This is a genomic window from Streptomyces sp. NBC_00433, from assembly GCA_036015235.1.
Taxonomy (GTDB): Bacteria; Actinomycetota; Actinomycetes; order Streptomycetales; family Streptomycetaceae; genus Actinacidiphila.
In genome coordinates, this window is sequence record CP107926.1 from 5,692,953 (window position 1) to 5,707,828 (window position 14,876).

Consider the following 14,876-nt stretch of genomic DNA (forward strand, 5'->3'; position numbering starts at 1 on the left):
CCCCGCTGCTGCGGACCGTCACCCGGCCCGCACGATGTGCTACCGCTCGGAAGGGGGATCGTAATGCGTCCGGCTCGGGACCGGTCCCGTAACCGGGAATTCGGCCCAGGGCGTCGGCAGGGGGCGGCCCCTTACGAGGCCATGGCCTGGACGAACTGCTTCGGCGCCATCTGCCGGTTGAAGACCTTCTGCAGATCCGTCAGCATCTTGGCCGACACGTCCGGCGCCAGCGCCTGGTCCCAGGACTGCGTGAAGGTCGGCGCGTCCGCGACCATCCCGTAGATGAAGCCGGTGTATTCGGGGTTCACCCCGCCCATCAACTGGCCCTTGATACCGGCGATGGCCGGCACATGGCCGATGGACAGCAGGTCCGCGATGTACGACGGCTGCGCCACCGTCCTCTCGATGAAGTCGACGGCACCGGCCTTGTCGGCTGACTTCTGCGTGACGGAGAAGTAGTTGCAGGGGTTGCCGACCACGTTCTTGGGGTCGCCCTTGCCGCCGGGCACCGTCGGGAAGGTGGTCCAGCCGAGCTTGCCGGCCTTGACGAGGGCCGGGGCGGTGGTGAGGAGGTCGGCGTAGGCCCAGGAGCCCATGAGTTCCATGCCGGCCCGGCCGCTGGACAGCAGCGCGTTGGCGCCGCCGGAGTCCTGGCCGAGGGTGCTGTACTTCTTGCCGAAGGCGCCGCGGTCGACCAGGTCGCGGATCATGGAGAGCGCGGTGGCGACGGCCGGGTTGTCCCACGCGCCGGCCTTGCCGGCCTCGATCGCGGCGAAGGCCTGGGGGCCGCCGACCCGGTCGAGCAGGTATTCCAGCCACATCAGTTCGGTCCACGACTGCGAGCCGGCCAGGGCGATCGGCGTGATGTGCCGGGCCTTGAGCCTGTCGATGTCGGCGAGCAACTGGGCCCAGGTGGCCGGGGGTTCCTTGATGCCGGCGGAGGCGAAGACGGTCTTGTTGTAGAAGAGCGCGACGGGCTGCACGCCTTCCATCGGGACGCCGTAGACCTTGCCGCCGACGGTGCCGCCGGCCAGCACGCTGGGCAGGAACTCCTTCTGGAAGCCGGAGTCCAGCCGGGAGGTGAGGTCGGCGACATTGCCGGCCTCGACGTACTCGGCGAGGTTGCCGCCGCCCCAGTTGAGGAAGACGTCGGGGGCGTCGGCGCCGCCGAGTCCGCTCTGGAGCTTCGCCTTGTAGGGGTCGTTGATGAAGGTCTTCATCGTGACCTTCGCGTGGTGCGCGGTGTTGTAGGACGCGACGGAATTGCGCTGCACGGGGTTGAGGGTGTCGTTCTGCAGCGACCACACCGTCAGAGTGCCGGACCCGGCGGCCCCGGAGCCCTTGCTGCCGCAGGCGGACGCCGTCAGCGCGAGCGCGGTGACCGCGGCCACCGCTGCGGCGGTCCGCAGGGTGGCGAAACGTTTCATTCTCGGCACTGTCGGCACACGCTCCTCCGGGGAGCCGAGGAGCGCGGCTCCGATCCGTTCGGTGAGGTTTACGAAAGTTACGTTGGGAGGACCGTAGGATTGCAGTGACGTTTCGTCAACCGGTCGCCCGGTAACGGTGCGGACACGTAACCGTCGGGCGGGCGCCGCGTACCACCAGGTCAGCGGCCCCGACTCCGGGGTCGGCCGCCGGCCAGGCGGCGTCGGCGGGGCGGACGCCCGTATCCGGAACACCGGCCGGGTGGGGGCCCGGTCGGGCGGATCCCCGCGCCCTGCGGCCGTCCGGTGACGGCCCGCGTCGGCCGCCGATGAACGGCCCGAAGCAACGGCTGCGGACGGCCCGGCCCGGCTGCGTACCGCACCTCGCCCACCCCTGTGACCCGGATCACTTCTCGCGGCTGTCACGGGATCGCACGGTCGCCCGTCCTGATGCCGTCACCGCGCGACCCGGTCACGGCAGGGCCGCCGCACCACGAACTCAGGAGCCCGTCATCATGCGTGTTCTCGTCGCCGGAGCGAGCGGCGTCATCGGCAGCCGTCTCGTCCCCTTGCTGACCGCCGTCGGCCATCACGTGGTCGCCCTGGCCGGCAGCCCCCGGCGCACCGGCGCGCTCGAAGCGCTCGGCGCGGACGTGGCCGTCGCCGACGCCCTCGACCGCGCCCGACTCCTCGCCGCCGTGCGGCAGGCCGCGCCCGACGCGGTCGTCAACCTGCTCACCGCCATCCCCGCCGACATCAACCCGCGCCGTCTGGCCAGGGACTTCGCGCCCACCAACCGGCTGCGCACCGAAGGCACCCGCAATCTGCTGGAGGCCGCGCGGGCGGTGGGCGTACGGCGGATCGTCGCCCAGGGACTCGCGTACGGCTACCAGCCGGGCGCCGGACTCGCCAACGAGGACGCCCCGCTGTGGCACGACGCGACCCCCCGCCAGTTCGCACCGGTGCTCGCCGCGCTGATCTCCCTGGAGGAGCGGACCGTCGCGGCGGGCGGCACGGTCCTGCGGTTCGGGCACCTGTACGGCCCGGGGTCCGCCTATGCCGCCGACGGCGCCTTCACCGCGCAGGTACGGGCGGGCAAGGTCCCCCTGGTCGGCGGCGGCCATGCGGTGTTCTCCTTCACGCACGCCGACGACGCGGCCACGGCGATCGTCGCCGCACTCGACCGCGTGGCAATCGGCGTCCTCAACGTCGTCGACGACGAACCGGCCCCGCTGCACACGTGGCTGCCGGACTTCGCCGCCCGACTCGGCGCACCCGCGCCCAAGAGCGCTCCGGCCGCGCTGGCCCGGCTCGCCGTCGGCGGCTGGGGCGTCGCCTTCATGAACCGGCTGCGTGGCGCCGACAATGCCAGGGCCTGCCTCGCCCTCAACTGGCGCCCCGGATACGCCTCGTGGCGCGACGGCCTGCCCGTCGCGGACGCCGCCGTCACCCGGGCGGGTGCCCCGGGCTCGCGTCCCGCGGCATGATGCGGAGGCCGGGGCGCCCCGCACCGGGTGGGGAGGACCGAAGGAGGTTCCGCCGATGACCGCCACGCCCCGGCCTGCCACGGCGACCTCCGAGGCCGTCTTCGAGGAGTACCGGCCGCTGCTCCTGGGCCTCGCCTACCGGCTCCTGGGCAGCATGTGGGACGCCGAGGACGCGGTGCAGGAGGCGTACGTGCGCTGGGCCGCGGCGGACCGTACCGGGATCCGCGTGCCGCGCGCCTTCCTCGTCACCGTCGTCTCGCGCCTGGCCCTGGACCAGCTGCGGTCGGCGCGCGTGACCCGCGAGGCGTACACCGGGCCGTGGCTGCCCGAACCGGTCGCGTCCGACGCGTTCGGACCGTCCGGGACCGCCGAGCTGCGGGACTCGCTCGCGTACGCGACGCTCCACCTCATGGAGCGGCTGACCCCGCCGGAGCGGGCGGTGTTCGTGCTGCGCGAGGCGTTCGAGCTGCCCTACGACGAGATCGCCTCGATCGTCGGTGTGACAGCCGCGAACTGCCGCCAGTTGCACAGCCGCGCCGGCCGCCACCTCGCCGCCGACCGCGAGCGCTTCCGCCCCGACCCCGCCGCGCACAGCGAACTGCTGGGCCGCTTCCTCGCCGCGGCCCAGCAGGGCGACCTGGCCGCCCTCACCGACCTGTTGAGCGAGGACGTCGTGGTCTGGAACGACGGCGGCGGCAAGGTCCGCGCCGCGCTGCGCCCGGTCGAGGGCCGCGAGGCCGTCCTGGCGTTCCTGACCGGCCTCCTCGCCCGCTACGGTCTGGGCGAGACCCGCCTGGTCAGGGTGAACGACGGCTCACCCGCGGCGTGGACCCGACTCGACGGCAGCCACCAGCTCGTCACACTCGACATCCGCGAAGACGGCCTGATCCACGGCATCTTCGCCGTCCTCAACCCGGCCAAACTCACCCGCGTGGCCCCCGGTCGTGACCAGGGGGCTCCGCACGCGGGCGGCGTACCGTAGAGCCACCGTCCTTGACCGGGGGTGGACGTGGGCGTATTCGAGTCCCGAACGGGTGACCGTATCGCGGAGCTTCGACTGCGGCGCCGTCCGTCCCAGGAGGCGCCGGCCGACAAGGCAGGCCTGTCGGTCGACGTCGTCCGGAAACTGGAACAGGGCCGGGGACCTCCGCGAGGCTGACCACGGTCAATGCCCTGGCGCGGACGTCGGACACCGAACCGTCGTTCCTCGTGGGCCAGCCCTCGACGTTCGTGGGTTCTCCCGCGGTGGAGTCCGAACCGCCCTCGGTGCTCGCGTTGCGCCAGGCGGTGTCGCGCTGACCCCCGCCGTCCGCCACCTGCTCGCCAACGCGCCCTTCAGGACCCGGCGTTACGCGGAGGCGGCGGAGCAGTTCCGCGCGATCGGCGGCTACGCGGGCGCCGTCCCGTGGACGTATTCCCACGACCCGCTCAAGAAGTTCGTCCACGCGCGGACCCACACCTTCACCGAAGGGGAGAAGGCGGGACGCCCCGCGGCCCCGCCGCGGACCACCGTCTGAGCCCCCGGCCGGATCCGTCCCCGCTCTCCGGGCCAATGCCGGGGACAGCGCCCCCGCTACGGGCTACCGTCTCCTCAACGGCTTTCGCGTACAGGGGTGTTCATGCTGGACGAAGCACTCGCCGCACTCGCGGCGTCGGGGGGAGCCGCTGTCGCCACGGCAGCCGGCACGGACGCCTGGACCGGCCTGCGGGCAGGGCTGGCCCGCTGGTTCGGCCGCGGCAGCGAGCGCCGGGAGACGGCGGTGCTGCAACGGCTCGACCAGACCGGCGCGGAATTGGCCGAGGTGGAGCCCGCGCAGGCGGAGACCCTGCGGTCGGCCTACCGGGCGATCTGGCAGACCCGCATCATGGACCTGCTCGAAGACCTCGAAGACGACGCGGAGCGCGCCCGCGCCGCCTCGGGTCTGCGCGAGCTGCTGGCCCGGCTCCCCGCCGCCCAGAGCCAGGTGAGCGCCGACCACGGCGCCGTGGCGGTCGGCGGCGACCTCAACGTCACGTCGGACGGCGACGGTTCGGTGGCCGCGGCCGTCATACGGGGAGACGTGCACGTCGGCCGGCCCGGTCCCGCCGTCGCCGCGGAGGGCCCGGACCTCCCTACCCCGCCGGACGCCTCCCAGGGCTGAGCGATCCGGCGTCCCACAGCCCCGTGCTCCAGCCGGCCCCGCCGCCGGCCGCCGCCCCCGTCGCACCCGCCCCGCGTGCCGACGGCGACCTGCACGTCGAGAGCCGCAGCGGCGGTGTGTCCGTCGGCCGGACCCAGACCTTCACCTACCAGGCCGCCGCCGCGCTGACTCCCGTGCCGCTGCCCCACCGCATCGGCCGCGTCCCCGCCCTGGCGCCGCACTTCCAGGACCGCGAGCTGGCCAAGACCCTGATCGTGCAGCCCGGCCGTCCGCTGATCCTCACCGGCACCACCGGTACAGGGAAGAGCCAGCTCGCCGCCCAGTACGCGGAAAGCGCCTGGGAGCACGGCGAGTTGAAACTGCTGCTGTGGGTCGCCGACGCCACCCGCGAGACGATCACCGCCGCCTACGCCCGCGCGGCCCAGGACATCCTCGGGCGCTCCTTCGACCCGGCCGAAGGCGCCCAGACACTCCTCAACTGGCTGCGCCCGGCAGGCGGTACGAAGCCGCGCCCCTGGCTGGTCGTGCTGGACGGCGTGACCGAGCCCGCCGACCTCTCCGACGGACTGTGGCCCCCGGCCAGCCCAGTCGGCCGGGTGCTGGTCAGCAGCAGCCGCCGCGACTTCGACCGGGCCGTGGACCCGCTGATCGTCCAGGTGCGCTCCTACCGCCGCCAGGAGGCCATCGCCTACCTGGAACGCGCCCTCGACCACCACCGGTTGAGCCCCGCCAGCCTCGCCGCCCTGCCCGCGCTGTCCGACCGCCTCGGCGCCGTGCCCGCGTCGCTGGCCCTCGCCGTCCGCCACATCGCCGCGGAGGGCATCGACGTCGAGACGTACATCCAGCGCCTGGACGACCGCAGCACCGGCATCTCCGCCGCCCACGCCCCGCTGCGGCTCACGATCGACGCCGCGAACCGCAGGCACCCCGCGGGCCTCGCGGCGCCCGTCCTGCAACTGGCCTCCGTCCTCTCCGAGTCGGGCACCCCGCAGCAGGTCCTGGCCAGTGCGCCGGCGCTGGCGCTGCTCACCCGGCAGCGCAACGGCGGCGGCGACGCTGCGGTGACCGCGGAGGACGTCACCCGCGCGGTGCGGGTGCTGTACGACCTGAGCCTGGTCGAACTCCAGAGCCTCCGCTCCCACACCGAGGTGCTCGTCGACGCGACCGTACGCGGCGACGTCCTGGCCGCGCTCCCGGACGACCTGCTGGTCGACCTGGTGCGGTGCGCGGCCGACGCACTGGCCGCCGCGTGGCCGGACGTCGAGAAGGACGCCGATCTCGCCGCCGGCCTCCGGGACAACACCGAGGCGCTGCTGAACGGCCTCCGTGGCGAGGTCCTGCTGTGCGACGGCATCCACCCGGTGGCCCTCCGCGTCGGTCTCAGCAGTGCGGAATGGGGGCATCTCGACAAGTCCGAGGGCTACTTCCGCGATCTGGCCGGCGACGCCGCCCTCCTGCTCGGCCCCGACCATCCCGACGTGCTGAACGCCCGTGCCTGCGCGGCGCGGTGCCGCGGCGAGAGAGGCGACCTCCAGGGCGCGACACGCGAGTTGACGGAGGTGCTCGCGGCACAGCAGCGCTTCGGCAGGCTCCGCCCCGACACGCTCGTGACCCGCCATCTCCTCGCGGTCTTCGCCAGCAGGATGACCAACGCCGCGCCCGACGCGCTGACCGCTCTCGCGGATGTGCTGGCCGATCGCCTGCGCGTCCTCGGCCCCGACCATCTCGACACCCTGGTGAGCCGGGTGGTGCTGCTGGCGGACCACCTGTACGTGGGCCGGACGAAGTCGACGGCCGACGCGCGCGCCCTGCTCGCCGATGTGCAGCGGGTCGCCGGCGCCGACCACCGGCGGACCTTCGAGATGCGGCGGCTGGTGTCGCACGCGTGTCTGCTCGGCGGCGACCATGACGAGGCAGGGGACTTGGCGGCCGAGGTGCTCGCCGACGCCCTTCGGGCGCTCGGACCCGAGCACCCCGTCACGCTCGACTGCCGCCAGTGGGCGGCGTATCTCAGCATCGAGCGGGGTGAACTGGACGCCGCCGCATCGGAGTTGCCCGGCCTGCTCGCCGACCAGCAGCAGCTGCTCGGCCCCGACCATCCCTCCACGCTCTTCACCCGCAGCCATCTGGCCTCGTGCCAGCAGCAGTCCGGTGACACGGAGGGGGCCCTGCGGTCCTACGTCTCCCTGCTGGCGGACCGCCGCCGGGTGCTGGGGCCGGAGCACCCGCAGACACTCGACACGCTGAGAGTGGTGGCCAACGCCCACGCGTCCGCGAACGACCCGGTGAGCGCGGTCGTGGCGCTCGCCGAACTGGTCGCCTCGGGAAGCCGGGTGTTCGGCCCCGACCACGAGCTGACGCTGATCGCCCGGGTGAGTCTCGGCAGATGCCGCGGCGACGCCGGAGACGCCGTCGGCGCCGTCATCGACCTCGCGGCGGTGATCGCGGACCTGGCCCGCGTCCTCGGCCCCTACCACCAGTCCAGCCTCCTCGCCCGGCGCAACCTCGCCTGGTTCCGCGGTATAGCGGGCGATGCCCCGGGCGCGGTCGCCACGCTCACCGAGCTGCTCTCCTACCGGGAGACGCTCTCGGGTCCCGACCACCCCGAGGCGGTGATCACTCGCGGGGCCCTCGCGTACTGGCAGAGCAAGGCCGCCGAGCAGCGCGCCGACAGCACCCGCGCCCCTGCGGACGTCGATCCCGCCCGCTGACCCGCTACGGGGACCCTCCGTGGCGGCCCGCGCGCTAGGCCACGACGGCGGTCCGGTCGCGGTGCCGGGGGACACGGGGGCATCCGCGCGTCGTCAGGGGTGCAGCAGCGCCGCCACCGCGGCGACGACGACCTCGCGGCGGTCGGCCGCCGACCCGGCGGAACAGTCGGAGACCACCGCGTCGTACTCCGGCACGTTGCTGCTCCAGAAGCCCGAGAGGTGCAGCACCAGCCCCAGCAGTACGGCGGGCGGGAAGCGGGCGGGCAGCCTGCCCGCCTCCTGGGCCTCGGCTATGGCCCGCACCTTGGCCGCGTTGCTGTCGAGCACGACGGGCAGCAGCGCGCCGCTGCCGGCCCGCTCCAGGCGGTACCAGGTGGCGAGGCGCTGCACCCAGGGGCGCTCGACGTAGGAGTCGTGGAGGCGGCCGGCGTATTCGGGGAGGTCGTCCGGGTCGATGGGGACCGCGTCGACCGTCTCGCGGCACATCGCGTCGAAGACGGCGTCGAAGAGGCCGTCCTTGCTGCCGAAGTAGTGGTAAATCTGCGCCTTGTTGCTGCGGGCCTCGGCCGCGATGCGGTCGACCCTGCCGCCGGCGATGCCGTACGCGGCGAATTCGCGGGTCGCCGCGTCCAGCAGGCGGCGCCTGGTGGCTTCCGCGTCCCGGCCGACGGCGATGGCCTTGCTGGCGGCGACGTCCCTGTTCATGACATCCAGCGTATCAACTAACCAGACAGTTGACATCTGCCCTGTCGAGGTGTTCTCTGGAGACAGACAGTTACTAATCAACCGGTTAGTAAGGACCCTGCCCGTCTAAGGAGCCCCCCATGTCCGCCAATGACTCGACCAACGACCCGACCAACGACCCGACCACCGCGAAAGCCGCCGCCGAGGCCGCCACGCCCTCCGTCTTCCTGGTCAGCGGCGCCTCCCGCGGGCTCGGCAGGGAGATCGTCAAGGCCGCGCTGGAGGCCGGGCACGAGGTCGTCGCGGGCGTGCGCGGCACCACCGCGCTGGACGACCTCGCCGCCGAGCACGGCGACCGGCTCGCGGTCGTCGCTCTCGACGTGACCGACGACGAGGCCGCCCGCGCGGCGGTGCGCACTGCCGTCGACCGCTTCGGGCGGCTCGACGTGCTGGTCAACAACGCCGGATACGCCAACATCGGCTCGGTCGAGGACGTCGGCTTCGACGACTTCCGCACGCAGGTCGACACCAACTTCCTCGGCGTCGTCCGGCTCACCCAGGCCGCACTGCCGGTGATGCGTGAGCAGGGCTCCGGGCATGTCGTGCAGGTGTCCTCGGTCGGCGGGCGGATGGCGACGCCGGGCCTGTCGGCCTACCAGTCCGCGAAGTGGGCCGTCGGCGGCTTCTCCTCGGTGCTGGCCCGCGAGGTCGGCCCGCTGGGCGTCAAGGTGACCGTGCTGGAGCCGGGCGGCATGCGCACCGACTGGGCCGGCTCCTCGATGCGGGTCGACCCGATCCGCCCGGAGTATGCGGGCACGGTCGGCGCGATGGCCGCCATGCACAGCCCGGAGTCGACCGCGGCCAGCGACCCGGCGAAGGTCGCCCGCCTCGTTCTCGACGTCGTCGCGCTCGACGAACCGCCGCTGCGGCTGCTCGTCGGCCCGGACGCGTATGCGTACGCCACCGCCGCGGGCCGCGCGCTGCTGGCCGAGGACGAGCGGTGGAGCGACCTCAGCCGCTCCACCGCGGCGGACGACGCCACGCCCGAGCAGCTCGACCCGCTGGGCCATGCGCAGTGACGGTGCGGTGCGCTCCGACTCCCCGCGCACGGCGGTGCGGCACCGCGTCGGCCACCGGGATATCGGCGACAAAGCCCGTTGTCCCAGGGGGAGTTGGGACCTGCGTGGGAAGTCCCTGACACGCGTGGCATCCTGTGACCTTCACGCTTCGCCGGCCGCGACCGGCGAACGGACAGGGGGGTTGGGGGGAAGGTCGCATGAAGCTCTGCTTCCTCGTGGAGGAGAACTACCGTTACGACGGGATGCCGGTCGAGGTGATCCGCCGACTCCACGCCTGGGGCCACCACGTGGACGTGCTGAGGCCGGGGGGATCGCTGCACCGCATGACCGAGGTGGTCAGGGCCGGCAGCCATGACGCCTGGGTGCTCAAGACCGTCTCCGGCGGCCCCGGACTCACCCTGCTGGAGGCCGCCGCCTCGGCCGGGATGACCACCGTCAACGACGCCCGCTCGATCCGCGGGGTCCGCGACAAAGCGCTCGCCGCGGCGATCGGCCGCAGCCGCGGCCTGCCCATGCCCACGACATACGCGGCCGCCCGGCCCGAACTCCTCGCCGAGATACCCGAGTCCGACTACCCGCTGGTGGTCAAGCCCGCCGACGGCAGCTCGGGCCGTGCGGTGCACCTGCTGGCCGCGCCCGACCGGCTGCCCGCACTGGTCCCGGCGCTGCGCGGCGAAGGCCTCCTCATCGCACAGCCGTATGTGCCCAACGCGGGCGTCGACATCAAGGTCTACTGCGTCGGCGACGACTTCTACGCCACCGAGCGCCGCTCGCCGCTGCACCCCGACCACCCGCACCGCGAACGCCGGATGCCGCTGCCGCGCGAGGTCGCCGCGATCGCCGCGCAGGTCGGCGCCGTCTACGGGCTCGACCTCTACGGCCTCGACGTGCTCCTCGGCCCGGACGGCCCCGTCGTCGTGGACGTCAACGACTTCCCGAGCTTCCGCCAGGTCCCGGACGCGGCGTCCCGCGTCGCCAGCGCCGTCCTGGCACTGGCGGCAGGGGAGCGGCCGAGCGTGGTCGGGGCGGCAGGGCCCGCGAAAGCGCCCGGTGCCGGGCTGCGGGCGACGGCGGGTGCCATGGCGGTCGCGGCCGGCGACCCGCTGTGAGGATCGGCCTCATCACGCCGGACCCCGGCCATCCCCTGCTGGCCGCGGCCACCGCGCTGCTCACCGCCCCGGGTGCCGGCCACCGGGTCGAGGTGCTCGACCCGGTCACCGCCCCGGCCCCGGCCGACCCCGCCGACGTCTACCTGCTCAAGGCCCGCACCCCCCGCGCTCTCGCCCTCGCCCGTGCGGCGGAGGCGGCCGGCGCCCTGGTGGTCAACTCGGCCGCCGCGACGGAGCGGTGCCAGGACCGTACGGCGATGGCGGAGGACGCGCTGCGGGCCGGACTGCCCTTCGCGCCGACCCGCGGCTACGCCTCCGCCGCCGACCTCGCCGCGTCGCCCCCGGCCGGTGCCGTGGTCGTCAAGAGCCGGCACAGCAGGAAGGGGGACATCGTCGTACGGCTCGAAGGTGCCGCGCGGATAAGGGACTTCGCGGACTCGGCGCCGTATGAGCCCTTCGTCGTCCAGGACTTCGTCCCGAACCCCGGCTGGGACCACAAGCTGTGGGCCATCGGCCCGCAGGTCTTCGCGGCCCTGCGTCGCTCCGAGATCGCCCCCGCCGCCCCGGGCGGCGGCCCCGTCCCCCTCACCGACCTCCCACCGGCCTGGCCCGCCCTGGTCCGCCGCGTCGGCCAGGTCTTCGGCCTCCAGGTCTACGGCGTCGACGTGATCGACACGGGCGCCGGCCGCCCGCTGATCGTCGACATCAACGCCTTCCCCGGCGTCCGCGACCAGCCGGGCGCCCCGGAAGCCCTGGCCGAGCTGGTGCTAGGGGCCCTCGCCGACGGCGTCCACGGCAGCCCGGATCGCGCGCGGCTGCCCGAGTAGGTCGGTGTTGTCCGCCCACTGGTCCACCCCGCCCACCAGCGGCAGGGCCCGCAGCTCCGGGTCGGTGACGGTATGGGCCAGCGCCTGCGCGAAGCGCTCCGCATGCAGCACGAGGTAGGGGCGTGAGTGGTAGGGGCGCCGCGTCGGGTCCACCCAGGCGGCGAGCCCGGACGCGTTCTGCTGGGCGGCCACCGCCTCGTAGGCGTCGCACAGGCACGCCTCCCTGACCTCGGCGTCCGTCGCCGCCAGCGCCCCACGCAGCGCGGGCCCGACCGTCCGGGCCGCGTCCAGCCGGGCGAAGGCACTCCCGAGCCACTTGCCGTAGGGGGCGTAGCGGCGTTCGAGCAGCAGGCACAGGCGCATCACGTCCCGCGCCAGGCGGGCGGCGACCACCGCGGAGCCGAGGTCGTCCCCGACCTCCGCGCACCGCCCGACGAACGCCTCCTCCTGCGACAACCGCTGCCACTGGCAGGCCAGCAGATAGCGCCACACCTGGTCCGGATACCAGGCCAGCCGCCGCCGCAGGCCGGTGAGCGTGCCGAGCCCGTCATGGAAGACGGCACCCCCGGTGACCTCGGCGAGGCGCTGCTGCGGCACGGCCAGCCAGTCGCGGGCGCCCGGCTCGGCGCCCTTCGGTCCGAGCCGCTCGGCCGCCCACGTGTCCACGGTGTGGACCCGCACCCGGTGGTCGACCGGCCCGTCGGTCACCTCCATGTGCCCCACCGGGTCCAGCGGACCACCGCCCGCCCGAAAATGCGTCGGCCACCCCCTGACCTGCTTGGGCAGCCGCTCCGCCAGCGCCAGGCCGATGCCCCGCGCCAGCCGCTGGTGGTCCTCCGCCCGCAGGAAGAGGTCGAGACGCGGACCCCAGTCGTGGTCCGCCGACCGGGCGGTGTCGAACCCCAGCACCTCGGAGCCGGCCCCCACCCGGGCGGCGGCATGGGGCACACCCGGCGCCACGTCCCGCAGGACCGGCCGGACGCCTTCCTCGTACAGAGCCCTGGCCAGGTCGAGGCCGGAAACGAACGGTCCGCCGGAGGTCGTCATGGCCCTACTCTCCGCGCCCCGGGCGCCTGGCGCCCAGCTATTTCGTGCCGGCCGTGCCCGCCGTGCAAGCCGCCGGATCGCGGCCCTGGAGCGGCCCGGACAAATCAGTACAAAGTTAAGGCCCGTATAAGTGGCCGCGGGGCTCCCTACGGATTTACGCTGAGTAAGGATGCAGCACTTCCGGGCGGGAGACCCGGAGGACATCCGTCGGTAGAACGACAACACTGCACAGTGCTCACACTGCGAAGGAGGTGGCTGGAATGGCCACCGATTCGACTCACTCGACATCGCAGGGCCGCTCGACATCCGGGATAGAGAGCCACCCGGACCTTATGGCCCTCCGGGGCCGTTACGCCGAGGCGTCTGCGAAGCCGATCTCGGGGCTGATCGAGGGCCTCTGCCTGCTGACCGGTCTCTACCTGGCGATCTCGCCCTGGGTGGTCGGCTTCACGAACTTCACCAACCTGCGGGTCAGCAATCTGATCACGGGCATCGCGCTGGCCGTCCTGGCGATGGGCTTCGGCTCGGTGCTGGAACGGACAGTCGGGCTCGGCTGGTGCGCCATCGCGATCGGCGTGTGGACGATCCTGGCGCCCTGGGCGATCGCCGGACCCAACGCCGCCATCACGCACACGATCGTCAACAACGCGATTGTCGGTGGTGTGGCTATTGCGCTTGGGCTGGCCACCATGGGCCTCGGGTTCATGGGCGGCAGGCGGCACGCGCACTGAGGCAGAGCGCGAGTCGTACACCCTGCGGATGCACCACGGTGCGGACGGCAACTTGCCGCCCGCACCGCATTTTCCCCACGTGGGGGTTCCCTTTTCCCCCGTGCTGGGGGTCCGCTTTCCCTGGGGACGGGGGGTTCCCTTGCGCAGGGGGGCGCCCCCCAGGGGCGCGGGGAACTGCGCGCTCAGCCCCCCACCGGCCGGTGGTCCGGATGCGACAGCAACAGCCCCTTTCGCACGGTGGCGACGTGCAGCTTGTCGACGGCTGGTCGCGCAGTTCCCCGCGCCCCTGGGGGCCCCGGCGTGGGGGGACCGTCAGACGCGCATCTCGGCCGGGACGGCCGCCAGGGCGGCCTGGACGGCGGCGACGAGCCGCTGCGCGGACTCGGCGGTGAGTTCGACAGCCACGCGGGCCGCAGGCCCCCGGCTGGGATCGGCGAAGTCGATGTTCAGGGTGTGTTCGGCCATCGCGTGAACGGGGTGGTCGAAGTAGACGGTCACGTCGGAGACGTGGAACCACGAACCCCCCGGACCCTTCGCGCTCCCGTCAACGGCGTCCTTGACCGTCGTGTACGTGCACAACCTTCAGCCCTCATCTCTTGGGGTCGGTCTTCCTGCTCGCTTCCTGCGCGGACGGCCTCGTTCCTCGGCCGGCCACTACGGAAGCTCGGGCGTCAGCCCTCATCTTTTGGGGTCGGTCTTCCTGCTCGCTTCCTGCGCGGACGGCCTCGTTCCTCGGCCGGCCACTACGGAAGCTCGGGCGTCAGCCCTCATTTTTTGGGGTCGGTCTTCCTGCTCGCTTCCTGCGCGGACGGCCTCGTTCCTCGGCCGGCCACTACGGAAGCTCGGGCGTCAGCCCTCCAGGTGCTTCGCGAAGAACGTCGCGATCCGCTCCCAGCCGTCGACCGCGGCAGCGACGCGGTAGCCGGGACGGTTGACCGCGAAGAAGCCGTGGCCGGCGTCCTCGTAGCTGTGGAATTCGAAGTCGTTGCCCTGCTCGGTGAGGATGCGGCCGAGTTCGGCCACCTGCTCGGGGCCGGGGTGCTGGTCCTCGGCGCCGAAGAGGCCGAGCAGGGGGGCGGAGAGGCCGGGCAGGTCGGCGAGCAGGTTGGTGACGCGGAGGTCGAGGCCCGGCGGCACCTCGCCCACGACGAAGGCGCCGTAGCAGTCGACGGCGGCGTCGAGGTCGAGGCGGCAGGCGGCCAGGACGGACTGGCGGCCGCCGGAGCAGTGGCCGATGACGCCGACCTTGCCGTTGGCGGCGGGCAGCGCCCGCAGATACGCGGCGGCGCCGGCGACATCGCCGACCAGGCGGTCGTCGGGGACGCCGCCGCGGGAGCGGGCCACGGCGCTGGCGTCGGCGGGGTCCGCGCCGGGGGCCTCACGGCTGTAGAGGTTGGGGCAGATCGCGTCGTAGCCCAGCTCCGCGAAGTGCCGCACCATCTCCTTGGTCTCACGGTCGTATCCGGGCATGTGGTGGATGACCACGACGCCGCCGCGGGGGGCGTCGCCGGCGGGACGGGCGAGATACGCCTCGATCTGGTCGCCGTCGTGCCCGGCGACGGAGAGGGTCGTCGCGAAGAGTGAGCCGGGGGACGTATCCGGGTATTGAGTCATGGCGCCAGCTATACCATAAGGC

The 14,876-nt window shown here is 73.3% G+C and carries 14 protein-coding genes; 9 read left to right on the top strand and 5 right to left on the bottom strand.

Going from position 1 to position 14,876, the window contains the following annotated elements; all coding sequences use genetic code 11:
• Positions 1–131 precede the first annotated feature (131 nt).
• A complete protein-coding gene (locus OG900_24340; protein WUH92930.1) occupies positions 132–1,427 on the bottom strand; it encodes an extracellular solute-binding protein in 1,296 nt (431 codons plus the stop codon).
• A gap of 512 nt (positions 1,428–1,939) precedes the next feature.
• Here OG900_24340 and OG900_24345 point away from each other — a divergent pair.
• From OG900_24345 to OG900_24365, 5 genes are all read left to right on the top strand, one after another.
• Positions 1,940–2,911 carry an NAD(P)-dependent oxidoreductase gene (locus OG900_24345; protein WUH92931.1) on the top strand — a complete coding sequence of 324 codons (972 nt, stop codon included), beginning with the start codon at positions 1,940–1,942 and terminating at the stop codon, positions 2,909–2,911.
• Positions 2,912–2,966: 55 nt separating this feature from the next.
• Positions 2,967–3,893: an RNA polymerase sigma factor SigJ gene (gene sigJ, locus OG900_24350; GenBank protein WUH92932.1), complete on the top strand. Its 927-nt coding sequence runs from the start codon at positions 2,967–2,969 to the stop codon at positions 3,891–3,893.
• Positions 3,894–3,920: 27 nt separating this feature from the next.
• Positions 3,921–4,070 carry a helix-turn-helix domain-containing protein gene (locus tag OG900_24355; protein ID WUH92933.1) on the top strand — a complete coding sequence of 50 codons (150 nt, stop codon included), beginning with the start codon at positions 3,921–3,923 and terminating at the stop codon, positions 4,068–4,070.
• A 460-nt stretch (positions 4,071–4,530) separates the two neighbouring features.
• A complete protein-coding gene (locus OG900_24360; GenBank protein WUH92934.1) occupies positions 4,531–5,052 on the top strand; it encodes a hypothetical protein in 522 nt (173 codons plus the stop codon).
• 23 nt (positions 5,053–5,075) lie between these two features.
• A complete protein-coding gene (locus OG900_24365; GenBank protein ID WUH92935.1) occupies positions 5,076–7,763 on the top strand; it encodes a tetratricopeptide repeat protein in 2,688 nt (895 codons plus the stop codon).
• A gap of 93 nt (positions 7,764–7,856) precedes the next feature.
• Here the strand turns inward: OG900_24365 and OG900_24370 are convergent, their stop codons facing one another.
• On the bottom strand, positions 7,857–8,468 hold the full coding sequence (locus OG900_24370; protein WUH92936.1) for a TetR family transcriptional regulator: 612 nt from the start codon (positions 8,466–8,468) through the stop codon (positions 7,857–7,859).
• Positions 8,469–8,587: 119 nt separating this feature from the next.
• Here OG900_24370 and OG900_24375 point away from each other — a divergent pair, with 119 nt between their 5' ends.
• The 3 genes from OG900_24375 (at position 8,588) to OG900_24385 (ending at position 11,462) form a co-directional block, all read left to right on the top strand.
• Positions 8,588–9,526, top strand: a complete 939-nt coding sequence (locus OG900_24375) for an SDR family NAD(P)-dependent oxidoreductase (protein WUH92937.1) — start codon at positions 8,588–8,590, stop codon at positions 9,524–9,526.
• 197 nt (positions 9,527–9,723) lie between these two features.
• The gene (locus tag OG900_24380; GenBank protein ID WUH92938.1) at positions 9,724–10,635 is read left to right on the top strand and encodes a hypothetical protein; all 912 of its coding nucleotides are present in this window, start codon (positions 9,724–9,726) and stop codon (positions 10,633–10,635) included.
• Complete coding sequence (locus OG900_24385) at positions 10,632–11,462, top strand: alpha-L-glutamate ligase (GenBank protein WUH92939.1); 831 nt, start codon at positions 10,632–10,634, stop codon at positions 11,460–11,462. The genes OG900_24380 and OG900_24385 overlap by 4 nt, the downstream gene beginning before the upstream one ends.
• Here OG900_24385 and OG900_24390 read toward each other — a convergent pair.
• Complete coding sequence (locus OG900_24390; GenBank protein ID WUH92940.1) at positions 11,403–12,509, bottom strand: DUF4037 domain-containing protein; 1,107 nt, start codon at positions 12,507–12,509, stop codon at positions 11,403–11,405. The two genes, OG900_24385 and OG900_24390, sit on opposite strands and share 60 nt — an antisense overlap.
• Before the next feature lie 260 nt (positions 12,510–12,769).
• On the opposite strand from OG900_24390, the gene OG900_24395 reads away from it, so the two are divergent.
• Entirely contained in the window at positions 12,770–13,240 is a 471-nt protein-coding gene (locus OG900_24395; protein ID WUH92941.1) for an SPW repeat protein, read from the top strand.
• A 312-nt stretch (positions 13,241–13,552) separates the two neighbouring features.
• Here the strand turns inward: OG900_24395 and OG900_24400 are convergent, their stop codons facing one another.
• Both OG900_24400 and OG900_24405 read right to left on the bottom strand, forming a co-directional pair.
• Positions 13,553–13,819 (bottom strand): DUF6295 family protein, encoded by a 267-nt coding sequence (locus OG900_24400; GenBank protein WUH92942.1) that lies wholly within the window; start codon positions 13,817–13,819, stop codon positions 13,553–13,555.
• A 270-nt stretch (positions 13,820–14,089) separates the two neighbouring features.
• Entirely contained in the window at positions 14,090–14,854 is a 765-nt protein-coding gene (locus tag OG900_24405) for a dienelactone hydrolase family protein (GenBank protein WUH92943.1), read from the bottom strand.
• Positions 14,855–14,876: the final 22 nt, after the last annotated feature.

What these genes read in the sequence shown, in the direction of transcription:
- OG900_24340 (WUH92930.1), bottom strand. Translation starts at nt 1,427, where the DNA reads ATGAAACGTTTCGCCACCCTGCGGACCGCCGCAGCGGTGGCCGCGGTC.
- OG900_24345 (WUH92931.1), top strand. Translation starts at nt 1,940, where the DNA reads ATGCGTGTTCTCGTCGCCGGAGCGAGCGGCGTCATCGGCAGCCGTCTC.
- sigJ (WUH92932.1), top strand. Translation starts at nt 2,967, where the DNA reads ATGACCGCCACGCCCCGGCCTGCCACGGCGACCTCCGAGGCCGTCTTC.
- OG900_24360 (WUH92934.1), top strand. Translation starts at nt 4,531, where the DNA reads ATGCTGGACGAAGCACTCGCCGCACTCGCGGCGTCGGGGGGAGCCGCT.
- OG900_24370 (WUH92936.1), bottom strand. Translation starts at nt 8,468, where the DNA reads ATGAACAGGGACGTCGCCGCCAGCAAGGCCATCGCCGTCGGCCGGGAC.
- OG900_24375 (WUH92937.1), top strand. Translation starts at nt 8,588, where the DNA reads ATGTCCGCCAATGACTCGACCAACGACCCGACCAACGACCCGACCACC.
- OG900_24380 (WUH92938.1), top strand. Translation starts at nt 9,724, where the DNA reads ATGAAGCTCTGCTTCCTCGTGGAGGAGAACTACCGTTACGACGGGATG.
- OG900_24390 (WUH92940.1), bottom strand. Translation starts at nt 12,509, where the DNA reads ATGACGACCTCCGGCGGACCGTTCGTTTCCGGCCTCGACCTGGCCAGG.
- OG900_24395 (WUH92941.1), top strand. Translation starts at nt 12,770, where the DNA reads ATGGCCACCGATTCGACTCACTCGACATCGCAGGGCCGCTCGACATCC.
- OG900_24405 (WUH92943.1), bottom strand. Translation starts at nt 14,854, where the DNA reads ATGACTCAATACCCGGATACGTCCCCCGGCTCACTCTTCGCGACGACC.